Annotated in this window: 19 protein-coding genes; 2 read left to right on the forward strand and 17 right to left on the reverse strand. The window is 52.9% G+C overall.

Annotation, left to right across the window (positions count from 1 at the left end):
* Positions 1 to 61: 61 nt before the first annotated feature.
* The 12 genes from A8990_RS08175 to rpiA all read right to left on the reverse strand — a co-directional run bounded on the left by A8990_RS08175 (position 62) and on the right by rpiA (position 14,055).
* Positions 62 to 1,366, reverse strand: coding sequence for a homocysteine synthase (locus A8990_RS08175; RefSeq protein WP_116188527.1), 1,305 nt, complete (start codon positions 1,364 to 1,366; stop codon positions 62 to 64).
* Between the two features lie 105 nt (positions 1,367 to 1,471).
* On the reverse strand, positions 1,472 to 2,473 hold the full coding sequence (locus A8990_RS08180; protein WP_245995899.1) for a zinc-binding dehydrogenase: 1,002 nt from the start codon (positions 2,471 to 2,473) through the stop codon (positions 1,472 to 1,474).
* Between the two features lie 34 nt (positions 2,474 to 2,507).
* Complete coding sequence (locus A8990_RS08185) at positions 2,508 to 3,644, reverse strand: GerAB/ArcD/ProY family transporter (RefSeq protein ID WP_116188528.1); 1,137 nt, start codon at positions 3,642 to 3,644, stop codon at positions 2,508 to 2,510.
* A gap of 17 nt (positions 3,645 to 3,661) precedes the next feature.
* A complete protein-coding gene (locus tag A8990_RS08190) occupies positions 3,662 to 3,901 on the reverse strand; it encodes a hypothetical protein (RefSeq protein WP_116188529.1) in 240 nt (79 codons plus the stop codon).
* 4 nt (positions 3,902 to 3,905) lie between these two features.
* Positions 3,906 to 5,108: a Ger(x)C family spore germination protein gene (locus A8990_RS08195; protein WP_116188530.1), complete on the reverse strand. Its 1,203-nt coding sequence runs from the start codon at positions 5,106 to 5,108 to the stop codon at positions 3,906 to 3,908.
* The gene (locus tag A8990_RS08200; RefSeq protein WP_116188614.1) at positions 5,108 to 6,580 is read right to left on the reverse strand and encodes a spore germination protein; all 1,473 of its coding nucleotides are present in this window, start codon (positions 6,578 to 6,580) and stop codon (positions 5,108 to 5,110) included. The genes A8990_RS08195 and A8990_RS08200 overlap by 1 nt, the downstream gene beginning before the upstream one ends.
* Positions 6,581 to 6,798: 218 nt before the next feature.
* Entirely contained in the window at positions 6,799 to 7,359 is a 561-nt protein-coding gene (locus A8990_RS08205; protein WP_116188531.1) for a DJ-1/PfpI family protein, read from the reverse strand.
* 118 nt (positions 7,360 to 7,477) lie between these two features.
* On the reverse strand, positions 7,478 to 8,479 hold the full coding sequence (gene hutG, locus A8990_RS08210; protein ID WP_116188532.1) for a formimidoylglutamase: 1,002 nt from the start codon (positions 8,477 to 8,479) through the stop codon (positions 7,478 to 7,480).
* A complete protein-coding gene (hutI, locus tag A8990_RS08215; protein ID WP_116188533.1) occupies positions 8,476 to 9,789 on the reverse strand; it encodes an imidazolonepropionase in 1,314 nt (437 codons plus the stop codon). The genes hutG and hutI overlap by 4 nt, the downstream gene beginning before the upstream one ends.
* 14 nt (positions 9,790 to 9,803) lie before the next feature.
* The gene (hutU, locus tag A8990_RS08220; protein WP_116188615.1) at positions 9,804 to 11,459 is read right to left on the reverse strand and encodes a urocanate hydratase; all 1,656 of its coding nucleotides are present in this window, start codon (positions 11,457 to 11,459) and stop codon (positions 9,804 to 9,806) included.
* Between the two features lie 86 nt (positions 11,460 to 11,545).
* Positions 11,546 to 13,075, reverse strand: coding sequence for a histidine ammonia-lyase (hutH, locus tag A8990_RS08225; protein WP_116188534.1), 1,530 nt, complete (start codon positions 13,073 to 13,075; stop codon positions 11,546 to 11,548).
* A gap of 299 nt (positions 13,076 to 13,374) precedes the next feature.
* Positions 13,375 to 14,055, reverse strand: a complete 681-nt coding sequence (gene rpiA, locus A8990_RS08230) for a ribose-5-phosphate isomerase RpiA (RefSeq protein ID WP_116188535.1) — start codon at positions 14,053 to 14,055, stop codon at positions 13,375 to 13,377.
* Between the two features lie 65 nt (positions 14,056 to 14,120).
* On the opposite strand from rpiA, the gene A8990_RS08235 reads away from it, so the two are divergent.
* A complete protein-coding gene (locus A8990_RS08235) occupies positions 14,121 to 14,330 on the forward strand; it encodes a hypothetical protein (RefSeq protein WP_245995901.1) in 210 nt (69 codons plus the stop codon).
* Between the two features lie 805 nt (positions 14,331 to 15,135).
* On the opposite strand, the gene A8990_RS08240 is transcribed toward A8990_RS08235, so the two are convergent.
* Positions 15,136 to 15,672 carry a nucleoside-triphosphatase gene (locus A8990_RS08240; protein ID WP_181909463.1) on the reverse strand — a complete coding sequence of 179 codons (537 nt, stop codon included), beginning with the start codon at positions 15,670 to 15,672 and terminating at the stop codon, positions 15,136 to 15,138.
* Between the two features lie 130 nt (positions 15,673 to 15,802).
* Between A8990_RS08240 and A8990_RS08245 the strand changes: the two genes are divergently transcribed.
* Positions 15,803 to 16,537 carry a class I SAM-dependent methyltransferase gene (locus A8990_RS08245; protein ID WP_116188537.1) on the forward strand — a complete coding sequence of 245 codons (735 nt, stop codon included), beginning with the start codon at positions 15,803 to 15,805 and terminating at the stop codon, positions 16,535 to 16,537.
* Between the two features lie 86 nt (positions 16,538 to 16,623).
* Here A8990_RS08245 and A8990_RS08250 read toward each other — a convergent pair whose 3' ends face one another.
* The 4 genes from A8990_RS08250 to A8990_RS08265 all read right to left on the reverse strand — a co-directional run bounded on the left by A8990_RS08250 (position 16,624) and on the right by A8990_RS08265 (position 19,500).
* Positions 16,624 to 17,475 (reverse strand): phytanoyl-CoA dioxygenase family protein, encoded by an 852-nt coding sequence (locus tag A8990_RS08250; protein WP_116188538.1) that lies wholly within the window; start codon positions 17,473 to 17,475, stop codon positions 16,624 to 16,626.
* 98 nt (positions 17,476 to 17,573) lie between these two features.
* Complete coding sequence (locus A8990_RS08255; protein ID WP_116188539.1) at positions 17,574 to 18,002, reverse strand: GNAT family N-acetyltransferase; 429 nt, start codon at positions 18,000 to 18,002, stop codon at positions 17,574 to 17,576.
* Between the two features lie 152 nt (positions 18,003 to 18,154).
* On the reverse strand, positions 18,155 to 18,370 hold the full coding sequence (locus A8990_RS08260) for a hypothetical protein (RefSeq protein ID WP_116188540.1): 216 nt from the start codon (positions 18,368 to 18,370) through the stop codon (positions 18,155 to 18,157).
* A 152-nt stretch (positions 18,371 to 18,522) separates the two neighbouring features.
* The gene (locus A8990_RS08265; protein ID WP_116188541.1) at positions 18,523 to 19,500 is read right to left on the reverse strand and encodes an ABC transporter ATP-binding protein; all 978 of its coding nucleotides are present in this window, start codon (positions 19,498 to 19,500) and stop codon (positions 18,523 to 18,525) included.
* Between the last annotated feature and the right edge of the window lie 14 nt (positions 19,501 to 19,514).

Below are 19,514 nucleotides of genomic sequence, written 5' to 3' on the forward strand. Positions count from 1 at the left end.
CCGGAGTCCGATTAGAGACTCTAGCAGCGGGGCTTTCTTAAACTAAATGGAATGATTCGATTTATTCCCGGCTTGCCCGGATCGCTTGATCCAGATCATAGATAATATCGTCGATCGCTTCCGTACCGACCGACAACCGGATAAGACCCGGAGTTACGCCTGTCGCAAGCTGTTCTTCATCGGACAGCTGCTGATGCGTCGTGCTTGCAGGATGGATGATGAGCGACTTGGAATCGCCGACGTTCGCCAAGTGCGAGAATAGCTTGACGGCATTAATAACCTTCTTGCCTGCCTCTACGCCGCCTTTGATCTCGAACGTAAGAATCGCGCCTTGTCCTTTCGGCAAGTACGTCTTCGCAAGCTCGTACGACGGATGGCTCTCAAGCCCAGCGTAGCTTACCCATTCGACAGCTTCATGCTGCTCCAGATATTCCGCCACTTTCTGCGCGTTTGAGGAATGGCGCTCCATCCGCAGATGCAGCGTCTCCAGTCCTTGCAGCAGCAAGAAGGAGTTGAACGGCGAGAGCGCAGCGCCCATATCGCGAAGCAGCTGCACGCGTGCTTTGATAATATAGGCAATCGGTCCAACCGCATGCGTGAATACGACTCCGTGGTAGCTCGGGTCCGGCGTAGTCAGACCTGGGAATTTGCCGCTGGCAGCCCAGTCAAACTTGCCGCTGTCGACGATAACGCCGCCGATTGATGTGCCATGACCGCCGATGAATTTCGTTGCGGAATGGACAACAATATCTGCGCCATGCTCAATCGGTTTGAGCAGATACGGGCTTGGGAACGTATTATCGACAATCAGCGGAATTCCGTTCTCATGCGCGATGCCGGCAACTGCCGCAACATCGAGCACGTCGCCTTTCGGATTGCCGATCGTCTCCGCGAAGATCGCTTTCGTCTTATCCGTAATAGCCGCACGGAAGTTCTCCGGATCGCTCGGATCAACGAAACGCACCGTAATGCCAAGCTTCTTGAGCGTATAAGAGAATAAATTATAAGTACCGCCATACAAGTGCGTCGAAGATACGATCTCATCGCCTGCTTCGGCAATGTTGAGGATCGAATATGTAATCGCTGCTTGTCCGGACGCGACGCCGAGCGCGCCGGCTCCGCCTTCAAGCGCATTGATCCGCTGCTCGAACACGTCGGTCGTCGGGTTCATGATGCGTGTATAAATGTTGCCAAATTCTTTCAAGCCGAACAAGTTAGCCGCGTGCTCTGTGTCTCTGAAGCCATATGATGTCGTTTGATAGATGGGAACTGCACGTGAGTAAGTCGAAGCATCCAGCTGCTGTCCGCCGTGCACGGCCAGCGTCTCCTCCAGAAACCGTCTTTCCTCTGAAAATTGATTCGCCATTGACGTCCATCCTCCACAGTTTTAGGATTGTCATACTCTTCCAATATAACATAGAGGACTTCCGGCAGTATAATAGATTCGTTCTATCGTGCTTTCTATCGAGTGCTAATCCATTTCTCCGATCTTCGCGACAATCTTCCCCTGCACATGACGCTCCGACAGAAGCTGCAGCCCTTGCGGAATCTCTTCAAGCGCGATTACCTTCTTCACAAGCGGATCAATCTTCTTCTCCTGAATCAACTGAAGAAATTCACCAGCCATCGCGGCAAGCTCCTCTTCCGCTTTTCTGCCAGATCCATACGCGCCGCCAAGCATCAGCTTATGCAGCGTGAATGTCTTCGTGGACGGCTGGAAATCGGCAACCGTCTCCGGCGCGCCTGCAATACAAGCCAATTGACCGCCGAAGGAAATTGTGGATAAATCCTTCTGCGAGGTTGCCCGGTTAACCGAATTCAAGATAAGGTCTACTCCTTCTCCTGCTGTAAGCTCCATCACTCTCGCATGAACGTCCTCGCGATTGTAATCCAGCACATGGTCGGCGCCGAGGCTGCGCACATAGTCCGCGTTGCCCGCAGATGCAGTCGCGATGATCATCGATGCGCCGAATAGCCTCGCCAATTGAATCGCATATCCGCCTACGCCGCCAGCTCCGGCATGCACCAAGATCGATTGTCCGAGCTGCATGTGCATTTTGCGAACAAGGATCTGATAAGCGGTCAAGCCTGCGCACGGGAACGCTGCAGCTTCAACGAATGTGACACCATCCGGGATCGCTGCCGCTGTATGCGCGAGGGTTACACTATATTCTGCGAAGCCGCCCGGCTTGGTGAAATCACCATGATAGACGACGCGGTCGCCAACCACCCACTGCGTAACCCCTTCGCCCACCGCATCTACAATACCGGCGGCATCGACACCGGAAACATGCGGATACTGCCAGTTCGGATGACCATTCATCGCTATTTTGTAATCGACCGGATTTAGTCCAGCCGCTTGCACGCGCACTCGAATTTCTCCAGCGCTCGCTTCAGGTATTTGCACCTCTGATAGCACGAATTGCTCAGGTTTACCTGGTCCGTTCAGTATGATCGCTCTCATTTGTTCCATTGTTCTACTCGCTCTCCTCGCTTATAACAGGTGGTTAACTTCCCTTATCCAATTGATTCTGCGTGGACGTCGAAGGCTCCTGCTGCGAATTCTGCTTGGCTAAGCCAATAATCCAGAGCAGCAGAGGAATGACGACTCCGAGAAGTATAATATAAGGTGGAAATATAATCGAGTCCCAGTACTGCATATAGACAACATCCGGATAAACGACGAGTGAAAATACGACTACCGCCATCGCACAGGGGAGTGTAACGACCTTATACTGCTTCAAGCCGAGAATTTCCGACAAGCTTCTTACTCCGGCATAGTAGTAGAAGGTTGTTTTCACATAGGTGGTAATGAACCATAAGCCTGCCAGAATCGCCTCTACCCGCTGCAGGAAGTTGCCAATATTAATTTTTTTGACAAGTGCGTAGCTGGGATACATGCTTCTCCCCGTAATATTCGGACCGAGTATGAGGATACAAAATAGCGTAACCAATATAACGCAGACTCCGCCGAGTAACGCAGAGACATACATGCCAATCTTCGTTTTCTCTGGGGCTTTCACATGAGGAAGCACTGAGAACAGAAACACCATAGGCATATAGGCTGTCCCTGCGAAGGATAACCCCGCTGAGAATATGGGCTTCCAGCCTACTTCGAACACGGGCAGTACATTTGCTGACTTGGCAGCCGGGACTAATGTCAGCACCAGCAGGACGAACAACATGAGAAACCACGGTAGCATCAGCTCCGAGGCTCGGGCTATCGTCTCCAATCCAAGACGCGCCCCCATCGCAACGACGACGGCAAAAAGCATGATCGTGCACCAGAGCGGGGTATGCGGAATGAACTGGGTTTTGAAGAAATTGCCGACATAGAACAGTACCGTGCTCGCCCCAATAAATGCATAGCACATGTAGATAACGCCCAGCGCTGTGCCCACCCATTTGCCTAATGCGCTTCGGCATATGTTGACGAACGATAGTCCGGGATAAACTGTCAACAAGCCCATATATAAACCGATTACGACAGTGCCGATCAGGACACCGGCAATCGCTCCGAGCCATGCGTCCTGTTTCGCCGTTGCAGCAAGCCCTGCAGGGATGACAAGTACCGTAGTCCCGATTGTATATAGAAAAGTGAGCACCATGAGCTGGAGCCCACTGATTTTCCCATTCTCGGCCATGCTTCCTATCACTCTCCTTACTTTGCTGGCGGAAGGACATTGTGGAGCCAGTACCCGATCGGCTTGAAAATGAAAGCGATCAATTCAAGCGGGTTCGGAATCGTAAGCTTCGACACATAGGCCATACCAAGACCCGTACTCAGAATGAGCAGCAGCCAGAAGGTCCATCGTTCCTTCTTCTGCCCTTTGAGCGAGGGCAGTTCGAGCGCAGCGAAAAAGCCCGAAAGAACGACGACTCCTGCTAAAGACCACATCATGGCGCTACTCCTCCTCTTCCATGAACGAATTCGTTATGGTTCCGGTCCGTATGATCTTAATCTGCACGTTAACGTCAACGAGAGCATCCTCGAATCGCTCGTCCCAGTCCTTCTGCAGCTGTTTCCACATCTTCGGATGACCCCGGTGAATCGCATTGCCGAAGCCAAAATAATCCGACTTGAATTTCTTCTGACCCGCATCTATGGCGTGCCTAATGATTCGTGTCAATGAGTTTTCCGCACGTTTCTCAAGCTCCTGAATCGTACTAATCTTCGTTAAGTCAATGCGGCATTCCACTTCCCCGACAGATTGCTCAACAGTCACATCGACAGAAAGATAAGGACGACCGCTAACCATTTTACCGCCTATCTTGGAATGAGCATCAACCACCTCAAGAGCAAGCTTCCCTCCGCCCGGACAGCTAATATGACCAACTGTGCTATGCACATTATTCGTGATATAGTTGTAGCCTTTGCTCTCTTCTTCACTCATCCAGCCGATCAATCGGTCTTTACGAAATACGGCGATGCCATCGTTCTCAAGCATGACTTTCGGACGAATGGTGTTCAAGTTCTTTGTAGATGCTCCCACCTCATCTGGGTTAACAATGCGAATGCCGCTAATGATCGGATTCTTCCCCTTACTCACAATGTCATTGACAAAGTCATCCAGCGATATCGATACGACAGGCGCCCAGGCTTTCTCCGACGTTTCAATGGAGCGGAACAGCTTGTTCGGTGGGGTTTTCTCCAGCGGCGTCAACACATTAAGCGCTTCTTGTGCAGTCGCCCCTCTGGCAATGAGCAAATAAAAATCCGTACGAAGCTCATAATCCCTTGAGAGCAGATCGAGCGCATTTCCGATGCCTTGCCTTGCGAGCGCTTCTCCGAACAAGAGAACACGAAGATGCGCGGCATAAATTTTACGCGGACTGGCAGTTGTCATTTTGCGAATGGCTTCGTAGATGGTCGGCCCTTCTGATTTGTACATCACAACGGGCGATTCCGCGCCTGTTGCCCCCTTCTGCTCGGCAACTTGGCCGGGCTTGACGACTTGCACGGTTACCACGTATTTGTCATCCACGCGGTCGATGCCCATTCCGAGTGCGATGCCGAGCTCATTCATTTCCCGCCGGTCCCAGCAGCCTGTTATCGGTAGCGTGAGCAGCAGTAGTAACAAGGCGGTCAACATTCGTCTAACCCTCATTATTGACCGCTCTTTCTCACAGCTTTACGCTGGCGAATCGGATTCAGCTTACTGAACATGCTTGGCCTTCTTGTCATGAGGGGGTGAGGCGCACGCACCAGAACATCCTTCTGATCCTGGATCGTTAAAGGACCTACTGGAGCCATATACGGGACGCCGAATGAACGCAGGCTGCAGAGATGCAGCAGAAGCGCCAGCATGCCTATGAAAATGCCGTACATGCCGAAGGCTGCCGCGAGCCCCATGAATAGAAACCGCGTAATCCGCACGGCAATCGACATATCGAACTCTGGAATGACATAGTTTGAAATCGCAGTAATGGATACGACGATAATCATACTCGCCGAGATGATGCCCGCTTCTACGGCAGCTTGACCGATGACGAGCGTCCCGACAATCGATACCGCTTGTCCGACGGCTCTCGGCATCCGAATGCCGGCTTCCCGCAGAATCTCATAAGTCGCTTCCATGATGAGCGCTTCAATAAAAGCTGGAAAAGGCACGCCTTCCCGCTGGGCAGCCAAGCTGATGAGGAGCTGCGTCGGAAGCATCTCCTGATGGAAGGTCGTGATCGCGATATAAAGTGCCGGCACCAATGCGGCGATGAACAGCCCGAAGTATCGCAGAATCCGCAGCAGCGAGCTGATATCGGCGCGCTGGTAGTAATCCTCTGCAGATTGGAGAAATTGCACGAACAAGGCCGGCACAATCAGGGCATGCGGCGTACCTTCGATCAGAATGGCGATGCGCCCTTCCAGCAATGCTGCTGCGACAACGTCCGGCCGTTCCGTATTTTGCACGGTCGGATAGAGCGTGACTGTCTCGTCTTGGATGTACTCCTCGATGTAGCCGCTTTCCAGAATAGCGTCGGTATCGATCAGGGAGAGTCGCTTATTGACCTCCTGCAAGGCGGTCTCATCCGCTATGCCTTTGACATACATGACGGATACGTTCGTCTTCGTCACTTTCCCGATTTGCTGATTCTTGAGAATGACACTCGGATTTTTAATGATGCGCCGAATAAGTGCTGTATTGACACGGATATTTTCGGTAAAAGCTTCCTTCGGTCCGCGAATAACCGACTGGTTCGCCGGCTCGTTAACCGCGCGATGCTCCCAGCTGATCATCGACATTTGGAGTGCAGCAGCACAACCTTCTACAAAGAGAATCACGTTGCCGTTAATAAGCGCATCTGCCGCATTCTCCAGTTTATCAACCTTCGTCACTTGTCCTGCGGTTAGCACCGATTGATTCAGGTAATCTAGCAATTTCGCCGGGTCTTCGTTATTATCTGCACTGCCTGCGGTGTCTGTGCCGGCTTGAAGCAGCGGTTCAATTATGAACTGTTGAATCGCCTTTTCTTCCGTAAGCCCATCAATAAATAAAAGGGCCATACCCTTTCGGACACCGCCCGCCCGGCTTTGAAGCTCACGAACGATCAGGTCGTCACTATCGCCTAATCGCTGCTTCATTGCAGCAATATTGTCTTGTACTGCGGTCTGCAGATTCGGGCCCAGTACCTTGTTATCGCCCACCAGCTTCGCCCCCTGTCGCTCTTGTTGTAATAGAAATTATTTCCTTGCCAGGTGGCGTTTAAACTAAAAAGTAGAATTTAGCGGGATATGCGGAAATGCGCAAAGAGGCCGCCGTTCCATCGGCAGCCCCTCTAAATCGTTATAATAACGGCCTATTAGCGGCTGTTCACTTGCTTCAGAAACTCCCGCATGAACCCGGGAAGATCCGGCCACGCATGACCGGATATGATATTGCCGTCCACGCAAAGCGTCTCTTTCGCATAGGTTGCGCCAAGGCCCTCGACATCCGGGCGGCAAGCCGAATACGCCGTCATCGTACGGCCTTCGAATGCCGAACGGTTCGGAACTACGCTAAGAATAAGCACTGCGTGGCAGATGGCTCCAACCGGCTTATTCGCTTCAAAGAAGTGACCGACAATACGAGGAATGTTGTCGTCGAGACGAATGTATTCAGGTGCGCGGCCGCCAGGAATGATGAGTCCATCGTAAGCCGCTGGATCAACCTCGGAGAATGCGACATGGGCGTTCAGCTGATAGCCCGGTTTCTCCGTGTATGTATCCCAGCCTTCGAAATCATGCACGACCGTGCGCAAGGTCTTGACGCTTGGGGCAGCAATGACAGCTTCGTAGCCTTCCTCCAGCACGCGGAAATACGGATAATACACTTCCAGCGACTCAGCGGCATCTCCGGTAATGATGAGAATTTTTTTGGACAACTTGATCACGCTCCATGAACAAATTAGAACCCGTCCTTATTGTCATTGAAGCGGCGTTTCCTGTAAATGGGTGTAAATTGTTGAAATATGTGTTCTTTCTGTATGGACCATGTCGAAATCAGCCTGGACGGCTTGCCATTCCCGCTAAGAAGCTAAGCATCAATTGCACCGCGAGGCGTGAGGTGGCGTTGCGCACATCAACCGTCGGATCGATACAGACGAAGTCGATTGCCATCACTTGCGGCAGCGTGCCGAGATGATACAGCGCATCAAGGGCATCCCACGGATTCAGCCCGCCGGTGCCGATTGCTGGACAGCCGGGGGCAAAAGCTTGATCGATGACATCGACATCGAAGCTCACGTAGATCGCATCCGTACCGTCTCCTGCGGCAGAGAGCGCCCTCGCAAGTACGGTGCTAATACCGCTATTGCGCACATTGCGTGACGTAAATACATGAACGCCTTTACTTTTTACGTAATCATGATAGGGTTTCGAATTCATGAAACCGCGTATGCCAATCTGCGCGATATTACTTCCGGAGACTACGCCAGACTCCAAAATTCCGCGAAATGGCGTTCCGTTCGTTGCGCCGCCGTCCTCGAAATTGCGGACATCATGGTGAGCGTCGAAGTGGATCATCCCTAGCTTCTTCTCTGGATATCGACTGGCAAAAGCTTTCACCGATGGGAAGCTGATCGAATGATCCCCGCCAAATACGATTGGAACGATCGTGGGCTGGCGCTCATACAGCTTGGCGAGACAAGCCTCAATCCGTCGGTGGCATTCATTGACGTCGGTCACATGCATTTGGATATCTCCAAGATCGCGGACGGCCATCTGCTGCAGATCGACATCGTATTCCATCGAGTAGGTGGTAAAAGATTTGAACGCTGCACGCACAGCGGCCGGTGTCGTCGATGCGCCGGAAAGCGAGATCGAAGCCTTGGACAGCGGGACGCCGATGACTCCAGCCGTAAGCTGCTCTTGCCCATCCCATTGTCTGATCCAATGGGCGACCTTCGTCTCCAGATGATCTCGAAACGCTGCCTGATCGGGCGATGCCAGGAATGGTACGGGGTCAAATGCTGCATGATCATTCTCGTGTTCGCTGTCTTTCATAGCCGCCCCTCCCCCTCTACCAGTCTGCCTTCCCAAACCACGATGCTGCCGCTCTTGATCACGCCAAACGTATGGTTGATGCCAAAATGGTACGGCAAATAGGCGAGGTTCGGAGCATCGAGAATCGTCACATCCGCTCGTTTGCGGGCCTCGATGGAACCGATCGCGTCTGCACGTCCGATCGCTGCCGCCGCATTAATCGTGCAGGCGGTCAGTATCTCTTCCGGCGTCATCCGGAGGTTCAGCGATGCGAGCATCATAATGAGCTGGAGCGACTCAGTTGGACACGATCCAGGATTGTAGTCCGTTGACAGCGCCACCGGCAGCTGATGGATGTCGATCATTTCACGAGCACGCGCGTGCTGCTTCAGCCCGAGGTTGAACGATGTGCCGGGCAGGAGCACTGGAATAACGCCGCTCGCTGCGAGCGAGCATAGTCCTTGGTCCGACGCGGCGAGCAGATGCTCCGCAGATATCGCGCCGATCTCCCCGGCGAGCTCTGCACCGCCGAGCGGCACGATTTCGTCTGCGTGGATTTTGGCTCGAAGTCCGTATCGCGCAGCTTCTTGAAGAATACGCCTCGATTGCGGAACGCTGAAGACGCCTTCCTCGCAGAATACATCACAACATTCAGCAAGTCCTTGGCGCGACACTTCAGGCAGCATGCTGCTTACGATGAGCTCGACATATTCGTCCGTCCGCCCTTTGTACTCCGGCGGTACCGCATGAGCGCCCATAAACGTCGTGACGAGATCGACCGGATGCTCCGCATCAAGCTGCTTCGCTACACGCAGCTGCTTCAGCTCATACTCGAGCGACAGCCCATAGCCGCTCTTCGCTTCAACGGTCGTGACTCCGTTCAGGAGCATGATATCGAGGCTTTTGCGCGCTTTCGCGAGCAGCTCCTGCTCGCTCGCCGCGCGAGTCGCTCGCACCGTGCTCAGAATGCCGCCGCCCTGCGCCAAAATATCCAAATACGGAACGCCCGACCTTTTGAGCGACAGCTCATGCTCCCTCGAGCCGCCATGGACTAGATGCGTGTGCGGATCGACGAAGCCGGGGACCACGAGTCTGCCTTCGGCACTAACCGATTCGGCGATTTCCACACCTTCGCCGTTCAGCTGCTGCCGCACTTCACTCTCGGGTCCGAACAACACAATGATCCCTTCGCGAATCGCGATAGCCGCATGCTCGATTTCATGAACCGCGCTCATCTCTGTCCCATAGCGCGGATTGCCGCCTGGCGGCGGCGTGACCAACCGACCGATATCGGTAAGAAGCAAATCAACTCGCTCACCTCTCGAACTCACTTCGGCTACCTCCTCTATTCCCGCATCGGAATCCGAATGCCATGCTTCTTAGCCGTTTCAATCGCTTCGTCGTAACCGGCATCCACATGGCGAACAACGCCCATGCCCGGGTCCGATGTCAGAACTGCGCTTAGCCGCTCGGCCGCTTCATCCGTCCCGTCAGCGACGATTACCATGCCGGCATGGAGCGAGTAACCCATCCCGACGCCTCCCCCATGATGGACGGAAACCCAGGATGCGCCAGCCGATGTGTTGATAAGCGCATTCAGAATGGCCCAATCGCCGACTGTGTCGGAGCCGTCCTTCATCGCTTCTGTCTCGCGGTTAGGCGAGGCCACCGAGCCGCAGTCGAGATGATCCCGGCCGATGACAATCGGCGCTTTCAGCTCACCGCTGCGGACCAGCTCATTGAGCGCGAGGCCGAACTTCTCGCGTTCGCCATAGCCAAGCCAGCAGATGCGGGCCGGCAGTCCTTGGAATGCGACGCGCTCGCTCGCCATCTCGATCCATCGGCGCAGCCGTTCATTGTCCGGGAACAGACGGAGCACCAGCTCATCCGTCTTGCGAATATCTACTGGATCGCCGGATAGCGCCGCCCAACGGAAGGGTCCTTTCCCTTCGCAGAACAACGGGCGGATATACGCCGGGACGAAGCCGGGGAAATCGAACGCAGCGGACACACCTTCGTCGAAGGCAACTTGGCGGATGTTGTTGCCGTAGTCGAACACGACCGAGCCCATCTGCTGGAGATCGAGCATCGCTTGCACATGGACGGCGATGCTAGATTTTGCAAGCTTCATGTACTTTGCGGGGTCACTTGACCGCAGCCTCGCAGCTTCCTCGAGCGATAACCCTGCCGGAATATAGCCGACCAGCGGGTCATGCGCCGATGTCTGGTCCGTCGTAAAATCCGGCTTCATCCCGCGCCGCACAATCTCCGGATAGATCTCCGCTGCATTGCCGAGCAGCCCTATCGAGAGCGGCTTACTCGAAGCAACCGCGTTGTTAGCCAATGCGAGCGCGTCATCTAGGGACTCTGCCAGCACATCGCAGTAACGCGTTTGGATGCGACGTTCGATTCGCGCACGATCAACCTCAACGGCAATAACGACACCGCCGTTCATCGTTACAGCTAACGGTTGCGCGCCCCCCATCCCGCCAAGCCCGGCTGTAAGCGTAAGCGTACCGCGCAAGCTGCCGCCAGCGTGCTGCCTTGCCGCTTCCGCGAATGTCTCATACGTCCCCTGCAGGATCCCTTGCGTTCCGATATAAATCCAGCTGCCCGCTGTCATCTGGCCGTACATCATCAGCCCTTTCTGCTCCAGCTCGCGGAAATTCTCCCACGTAGCCCACTTGGGCACGAGCACGGAGTTCGACAGCAGGACTCGCGGCGCGCGTTCATGGGTCTTGAAGACGCCGACTGGTTTCCCGGACTGAATGAGCAGCGTCTCATTGCTCTCCAGGCGCTGCAGCTCGCGAACGATCGCATCGTAAGACGGCCAGTTCCGTGCTGCCTTGCCAATTCCGCCATACACGACGAGATCCTCCGGCCGCTCGGCGACGTCGGGATCCAGGTTGTTCATCAGCATGCGCATGGCAGCCTCTTGCACCCAGCCTTTGCAGGTCAGCTCCGTACCGCGCGGGGCACGAATGACGCGTTTGGGCTCCATCGGTTGATTCGCACTCATCTGGAAGTGAACCTCCTTTAACGAGTTGAGAGTTGAGAGTTGAGAGCTTCAGAATTGCGAGTTATGAGCTAATACAGTGGACCAGACACCGCTTCAACCGCCTCCAGCCATTCGCCTGACAACAACGCCTTGGCAGTACGCTCGATATCCGCAGAAGTCGATCGATCTTCATCGACTTTCGGAACGATAGCCCGCAAGCTGTCATACAACACCCTCGTCGCTGGCGCCAAGCCACTCGCACCAACGAAATCAGCAGCTTCTGCCGCGCATATGAGCTCAATCGCCAGCACTTTTGCAACGTTACGGATCACCTGCTCGGCATGCCGCGCTGCGGTCGTTCCCATCGACACATGATCCTCTTGATTCGCAGACGAAGGAATCGAATCGACGCTGGCCGGATGCGCGAGCACCTTGTTCTCGGATACGAGTGATGCGCTGACGTACTGCGTGATCATAAGTCCCGATCCGAGACCCGGACTATGACTAAGGAATGCCGGCAACCCGCCGGACAATGCCGGATTGACCAGTCTCTCTGTTCGGCGCTCTGAAATGTTCGCGAGCTCGCTCATGCCGATCTTTAAGAAGTCCATCGCAAAAGCAATCGGTTGACCGTGAAAGTTACCGCCAGATATTACGAGCCCTTTCTCCGGGAACAGGAGCGGATTATCTGTTGCGGCATTGATCTCCATGTTCAGCTTGTCGAGCGTGTAGGCGAGCACTTGTCTTGTGGCGCCATGCACCTGCGGCAGACAGCGAAGGGAATAGGCGTCTTGGACGCGAAGCTCGCCTTGGCGCGTCGTATGTCGGCTCCCTTGCAGCAATGTTCGCAAGTTGCGCGCGACGCCGATCTGCTCCGGATAAGGACGCACGAGCTGCACTTCTTCTGCATAAGCATCGGGTATGCCGCGCAGCGTCTCCACTGTCATGGCCGCAATGACATCCGCAATCTTCGCAAGCCGCTGCGACTTAACATACGAGAGCGTGCCGATCGCAGTCATGATCTGAGTCCCGTTAATGAGCGCGAGCCCTTCTTTCGCTTGCAGCGTGATCGGCTGAAGTCCTGCATTCGCAAGTGCTTGCAGGCCGGAGACCCTTTTCCCTTGATCATACGCCTCTCCCTCGCCGATCAGCACAAGTACGAGATGCGACAGCGGTGCCAAGTCGCCGCTTGCGCCGAGCGAGCCTTGCTCCGGTATGACCGGATACACACGCTTGTTGATGCAATCGATGAGAAGCTGCAGCGTTTCCGGCGTGATGCCCGAATTCCCTCTGCACAGCGCATTCGCACGAAGCAGCATGATCGCGCGCACGACCGGTTCAGAGAGCGGATTGCCGACAGCGCACGCATGGCTGCGAATCAAGTTCACTTGCAGCTGTGCGCCGTGCTGCGGTGATACGACGACATCACTGAATTTCCCAAAGCCCGTTGTTACTCCGTACACCACTTGCCCGCTCGCCAAGAGTTCATCGACCATCTCGCGGCATTTGACAACCCGCTTCATCGCATCGTCTGCGACAATAACCGGTCGATAATGATAAGCGACGTCAGCAACTAATTCAGGAGTGAGGTTCGCTCCATCCAGCACGATTGGCTTCATGTCATGTCAGCACTCCTTTCCTGCTTTACCATAAGAAAGGGACCGTGCGGAAGCTGTTCGCTTCCACGCGGTCCCTGTTTTCGAAGGGTAGTAATGCGATTGTCCTGTATCGTGCTTCCCGCCAATACATCGCGATCACTCATTCCCTGATCATTTTTAGGTTTCAACATCATTTTTGCATGCGGTCCTTGATCAAGTCAATATCGTTCGCCCAGAAGGACTTGTCCTTTTTAAGAGGAGTTGTCTCTCTCCAGTACAGCTCTCCGGTACACCTCTCTACTACAGCTCTTTTGTAAAGCTTACCTACCCAACTCTCTCACTGAGCCATCCCCAAACCCCACAATTACTTTCGTCGCCAGATGGATGAACAATCCATTTTCCACAACGCCTGGAATCATGTTAAGCGCAACATGCAGCTCACTCGGTTGCTCAATCCGACCAAACTCGCAATCGACGATGAAATTGCCGTTATCCGTTATGAACCGCTTCTCGCCGGACATTCTCAGATGCGGGATGCAGCCGTAAGAGGCAAGCTTGCGCAGCGTCAGCTCATATCCGAACTGTACGATCTCCACGGGAAGATGGAATTTGCCGAGCTGCTCCACTTTCTTGCCCTCATCGGCAACAACAATCAGCTCCTTACTGGCAGAAGCAATGATCTTCTCCCGCAGCAGCGCGCCTCCTCCGCCTTTGATTAAGTTCCACTCATCGTCGACCTCATCTGCACCGTCAATCGTAACATCAATACCATCGATATCTGTAAATGCGATTAACGGGATCTGCAGCTCCTTCGCCAGTGCTTCAGATTGGTTGGAAGTGGCGACCGCCTTGATCTGCAAGCCGTTCTTCGTCATCTCACCCAGCTTCTGAATCGCCCAATATGCTGTCGAACCTGTTCCTAACCCCACGACCATCCCGTCACGTACATACTGCGCAGCCTTCTCCGACGCTGCTCGTTTTGCCATTACAATTTTGTCCATTGCTGCCTCCTGAGAATAATATGTATAATTATAACAAATGGCGTTTCGAAAGGGTGATTCTTATTTTGAAGAACGAAATGTATGAATCCCGCGCAGCCGATGTGCCAAGCTTTAATGATGTCACCGAACATAACCGATCGATCATGGGCGTACCAAGCAACAGCGTGCAATTCAGCAGTCTTCCGACTCCGATACGGTGGATAGGCTATATTTTGTTCACTGCGTTTGCGATTTGCAGCATCACATTTGTCGTTGTGTACGTGCTCACGAGATAATGATTATCCACTAGCCTGCTCCTTACTGGAGCAGGCCTTTTTATTAGAATCCAGCTCTCAGCAGCAGGATAAGCAGGAATTGCTGCGAGGCTGCTCTCCCAACTTTGCTCATCCCTCTCCGGGCAACAATAAAATGTGCGAACGGTTGTATGAGCGGCTATTTCGTGAAGAATGCAGTTTCTGGAAATCTAACGGTTGTGACAGCAGCTATTTCCTGCGAAAAGGCCGTTTCCTGAGAAAAACGACCAAATAGGCTCGCTGACAACCATTAGGAAAATTATAATGGGCATTTGGAGAACAATAGGCGCTGTGACAACCGTTGGGAATGGGGGGATCCCGATGCTAACGTTGACCCGCTCGGCTTCGGATTGCGCTATTGTTCGAGGAAATTCCAGCACGCTAAGGAGCATGCGACGTGGAACAAGATCTATCCGGGTTCTCTGAACATATACAAGATCAATGCTTTTACGATCAGAATTACGATAACAGCTGCCCAGCCAAACACGAACAGCCCCATACAAGTGCTCAGAAATTGCCTGTTAAAGCTCGCTTTCGATTTATGCTCCAGCGTTTTGGTGATGATCAAACTAATGAATAGCAAGAAGAACAGCGACCCCTCAAGCTATGCAATAGGAAGTAGCTGATACTGCCATATGCTAACGATCCGATATAAAAATAAATCCGTGTTTCTTTGTTGTTCATTCCGCTAACTCCGCTTCTGTTTGTAAAAATCGCAATTTCTATTTTACAGAGGCGGAGTCGCTGGTTATAGGAGTAAATTGTTCCATCGCGTGATGCGCTGGACTCAATCGAGGATTAACTTAATTTCATTAATTAACGCACCGAAAATCGCATCTCTATTGCTCTCATCCAAATGAATGATCCGCACCCCTGCAAGCTGCTTAATCGGATCGATGTCCGGATGGCTGTCCAGCGGTACAGTCCCAATCACGAGCTTCGAAGTGGCCAAGGACGTCAGGATGGATTGGACACGCGGCGCAAATGTCGAGGCATGCATCTGCATAAACCCGATTTCATCGATAAGAATGATCTCCTGCGTACTTGCTGCTTCCTCCAAGACTGCGCCTGCAAATCTCTCAAACAGCTCTGCTTCTACGCCATACCGCCCCACTCGAATCGGACTGGTACTCTCCACGTGTGCGATGCCCACGCTGTCTCCTTGAACGGATACACAATTGAACCCAATTCTATTATGTTCGTTACGCATTTCATCTGTATAAAACCCGCCGCAGCGGTCGGAACCAATCTCTTGTACCAGCTTCTTGATCAACGTGGATTTGCCCATTCTAGGCTTACCCGTGATCAGAATAACATTCGACATCGTACTCATCTCCTTCACCTCTCAACTACATTTTCGCCTCGCGGCTCTGTAATACCTGCGCCTACGAATTGCACCTGCTCTAGGCTTACAGGTAAAATAAGACTTAATAGACAGGAGGTCTTCCACACCGATGAAACAGAACAAATATGACGATTCCAGCTTCTTCGCCAAATACAGCCAAATGCCGCGCTCCATCGGCGGCCTGGATGCTGCCGGAGAATGGAGCACGTTCCGTGCCATGCTCCCTGAACTGCAGGGCAAGAAAGTGCTTGATCTCGGCTGCGGATTCGGCTGGCATTGCCGATACGCACGCGAGCAGCAGGCGAGCTATGTGCTAGGGCTCGATCTTTCCGCCAACATGCTGGAGCGTGCCAAAGAAATGACGAACGACGAACAGATCGAATACCGCCAAATCGCCATCGAAGAGGTCGACCTGCCAGCAGGCTCGTTCGATGTGGTACTCAGCTCGCTCGCCCTTCATTACATCGAGGATTTCGGCGCAATTTGCCGGAGCGTTCATGCTCATCTCGCGCCTGGCGGCAGCTTCGTCTTCTCTGTGGAGCATCCGATCTTCACGGCGCTTGCAGCGCAAGATTGGCATTACGACTCACAGGGCGAGAAGCAGCATTGGCCAGTGGACGGTTATCATTTTGAAGGCCCGCGCGAAGCCAGATTCTTGAACGATGACGTCCTCAAATATCACCGCACCGTGGCAACGTATATCAACGGGCTGCTCGCAGCTGGGTTCAGCATTACGAAGCTGTCTGAGCTTCAGCCTACGAAGGAGATGATAGAGAGCAATCCAGCATGGCAGGAAGAAGTCCGCCGGCCGATGTTTCTATTAATTGCGGCGAGTAAGATCTAGCGCTGAGCCGAAATATGAGAATGACAAAACGACGAAATGACAAAAAGACCGCTGGTAACAGCGGTCTTTGGACTATTAATAAACACCTATTTAATACTCTGAACCGGATAATAGGCCGGAACCGGCCTCGTGTAATTGTCGCGCGCGAACTTAATCTGGTTCGGCGTCCATTGCGAGTAGAACAAGCGAGTTTCATGATCATCGCTCAGCGCCAGCACCTCAGGCACAGTCGCCCAATTGGTCAGCGGATAGCTGGATGCACGCGAATGATAGTTATGCATGGTACGTCGGCCGTGTGTACAGTCCACAGTTCCGCCTTTTCGAGTGTGATAGGTCGTAATGTTGTACAGCACCGCGGTACCGGCTTTTCCCCGAATCGGAATTTCCTCGTATGCTTCTCCTAGCTTCGTCTTCGCCTCATCAAGCGATTCGTACGTGTGGCTGTTCGGAACAAGGCAGAACGCCGGGCAGCAATCATGCACATCCGACAAATAATAGATGACACACGTGTATGTGCTGATGTACGGGTTTTCCGGATCGTAGATTTTCCCGCCGATCGTCCCATAATAGCTGATGTCGCGATGAAACCGCATCTCACTGCTGCTCGCACGCTCGGCCGTTACATCTCGGAAGTCAAACTGTGCAAAACGAGCCTCACCGAGCAGAACCTCCTGAACGAACGGAAACGTAACCGGATGCCGGATGAAGCGATCCATCTCGAGCGGATGCATTTCCAGCAATCCTACCGTGCCTACTGCACCATCCTGAGGCTGATGCCACAGCTCCGGATTTTGCTGCAAGGAAGCTTCAACCAATTTATTTAAGTAATCAAGCTCTTCCTGCGAGAGTGCGTTCGGTATGACTGCGAAGCCCTTCTCTTTGTAGTGGGTTAGAATTTCCTCTCTCGAATGACTAGCTTGGACCTTTTGCTTATCCATAAGGTTACCCCTTCTTTCATTACATGGATAACGAATCAATGGTACATTATGCGGGATTGGACAGGTTTAGAAGTACATCAAGGTTCCATTGCGTCTCGCTAAACAATATCCTTCTTAAAATAATAATGTCTGCTGCCGCTCGGAGCATCCTCCAGTACGGCAATCTCCCGATAACCCTTCTTCTTGTAAAACTCCGGCGCTTGGAAGCTGAATGTGTTCAGCTTAAGGAAATTGCACTCTTTTTCCCTCGCGATGGTCTCGATCTGCTGTAACAGCTTGGAACCGTAGCCCGACCTTCTTACAGCATCATCCACCCACAAAATATGAACCTCGATCCAATTCCAGCAAAACTCCGCCAGCATGCCGCCAACGACACGTCCATCCTCGTCTTTGACCGTCAGATTGATTTCCTCATAGCGGTTGCGGAGATGCTCAGGCACATGCTGCGCATTGTACTCGATCAGCCTTCTTCTTATGTACTCGCTCTCTTCTTTCGTCGCAGCTTCGATTACCGGTTTCGTTGTCATTTTAGTTAGCCCCCTTTTGGCAGTCAGATAAGCGACCAGTCTACATGAGTAATTCCCCATAATTTCCAACTCCCCTGCCTGCCCAAACAAAAAAGAGCCTCAACTCGGCTCCATAAACTTAGCGATTCTATTGAACTACTAACGATCACGATCTACAGTCCACCTTGCACAAAAGCGATCATTCTCGAGCGCACGGTCATGGCCTGGTACAGATATTGAACGCTCTTCGAAGAAGTAACTTCCCCGTTAAAGTACGAGATCGCAGAAGCTATGTTCGGGTCCATCAATTGTATAGATTGGATTGCTTCTCGGATATACGCTTCATCCTGATAATAAACGGGCATCACAATGCGACTCGCGCCATACATGCACATCCCTTCCCCTTTTATTGTAATCTATGAAAATAGCACGAAGAGCGAGTTAGTCAGAGCGCACATTTTGTCCAACTTGTTTGTGAAAATCAAAAAAAGCCCGCATGAGCTGCGGGCTTAATGAGTGAAACTGGTCACCGACAGAAGACTTATGTAGTTGCGTAAACTTCTCTGATCGCATCCTCGATATCCGGCTCTTGGACGCTTAGATCTTGAATCGGCAGCTTCTGCGATAGATCTGCGATCAACTCCGCCGCTGTAACGCGGGCTTTCTCAAATTGATACCAGATGCGAAGACCGTCCTGCTTAATAATCTGCGCAGACTTGTGTCCCACATCAGCGCACGGATGCTGCAGGTCGACAACGAGCAGCCGTTTCGGCGTCAGCTTGCCGATCAGCTCGCCGATCGGACCGTCCTCGACAACCTTCCCATGGTTGACGATTATTAATCGGCTGCATAGCTCTTCAACGTCATCGAGATCATGCGTTGTCAGTATAACGGTAATGCCGCGCGTTCGGTTCATCTCTTGTATGAAGCTGCGAATGGCGTGCTTTGCCTCCGCATCAAGGCCAATCGTCGGTTCGTCCAGAAACAGCACATCCGGCGAATGAAGCATGGCCGCGGCCAAATCCCCGCGCATCCGCTGACCAAGCGATAACTGTCTGACCGGCGTATCAATGAATTGATCCAGGCGAAGCACTTCAGTAAGCACATTCATATTATCTTCATACGTCTTGTCATCCACTTGGTAGATTCGTTTGAGCAGCTCGAACGACTCGCCCAGCCGCAAGTCCCAATACAGCTGCGTCCGTTGTCCGAAGACGACGCCAAGCTTGCGCACCACCGCTTTCCGGTCAGCTTGCGGCGAGACACCGCATACTCGGATCGTGCCTGAGGTCGGGTGCAGAATGCCTGTGAGCATCTTGATCGTCGTGCTTTTCCCGGCACCATTCGGTCCGATATAGCCGACAATTTCACCGCGTTCGATAGAGAAGCTGATCCCGTCAACGCCGCGCACATTCCTCTTGTCCGGGAAGAACAGCCCTTTGAGCGCACCGCGAAGTCCCCGTTCCTTCTTCGCAATAACATATTCCTTCACCAGCTCTGTAACTTCAATAACTGCCATCGCTGTACGCCTCC

The sequence above is a fragment of the Paenibacillus taihuensis genome, assembly GCF_003386535.1.
In the GTDB taxonomy this organism is placed as follows: Bacteria; Bacillota; Bacilli; order Paenibacillales; family Paenibacillaceae; genus Paenibacillus_Z; species Paenibacillus_Z taihuensis.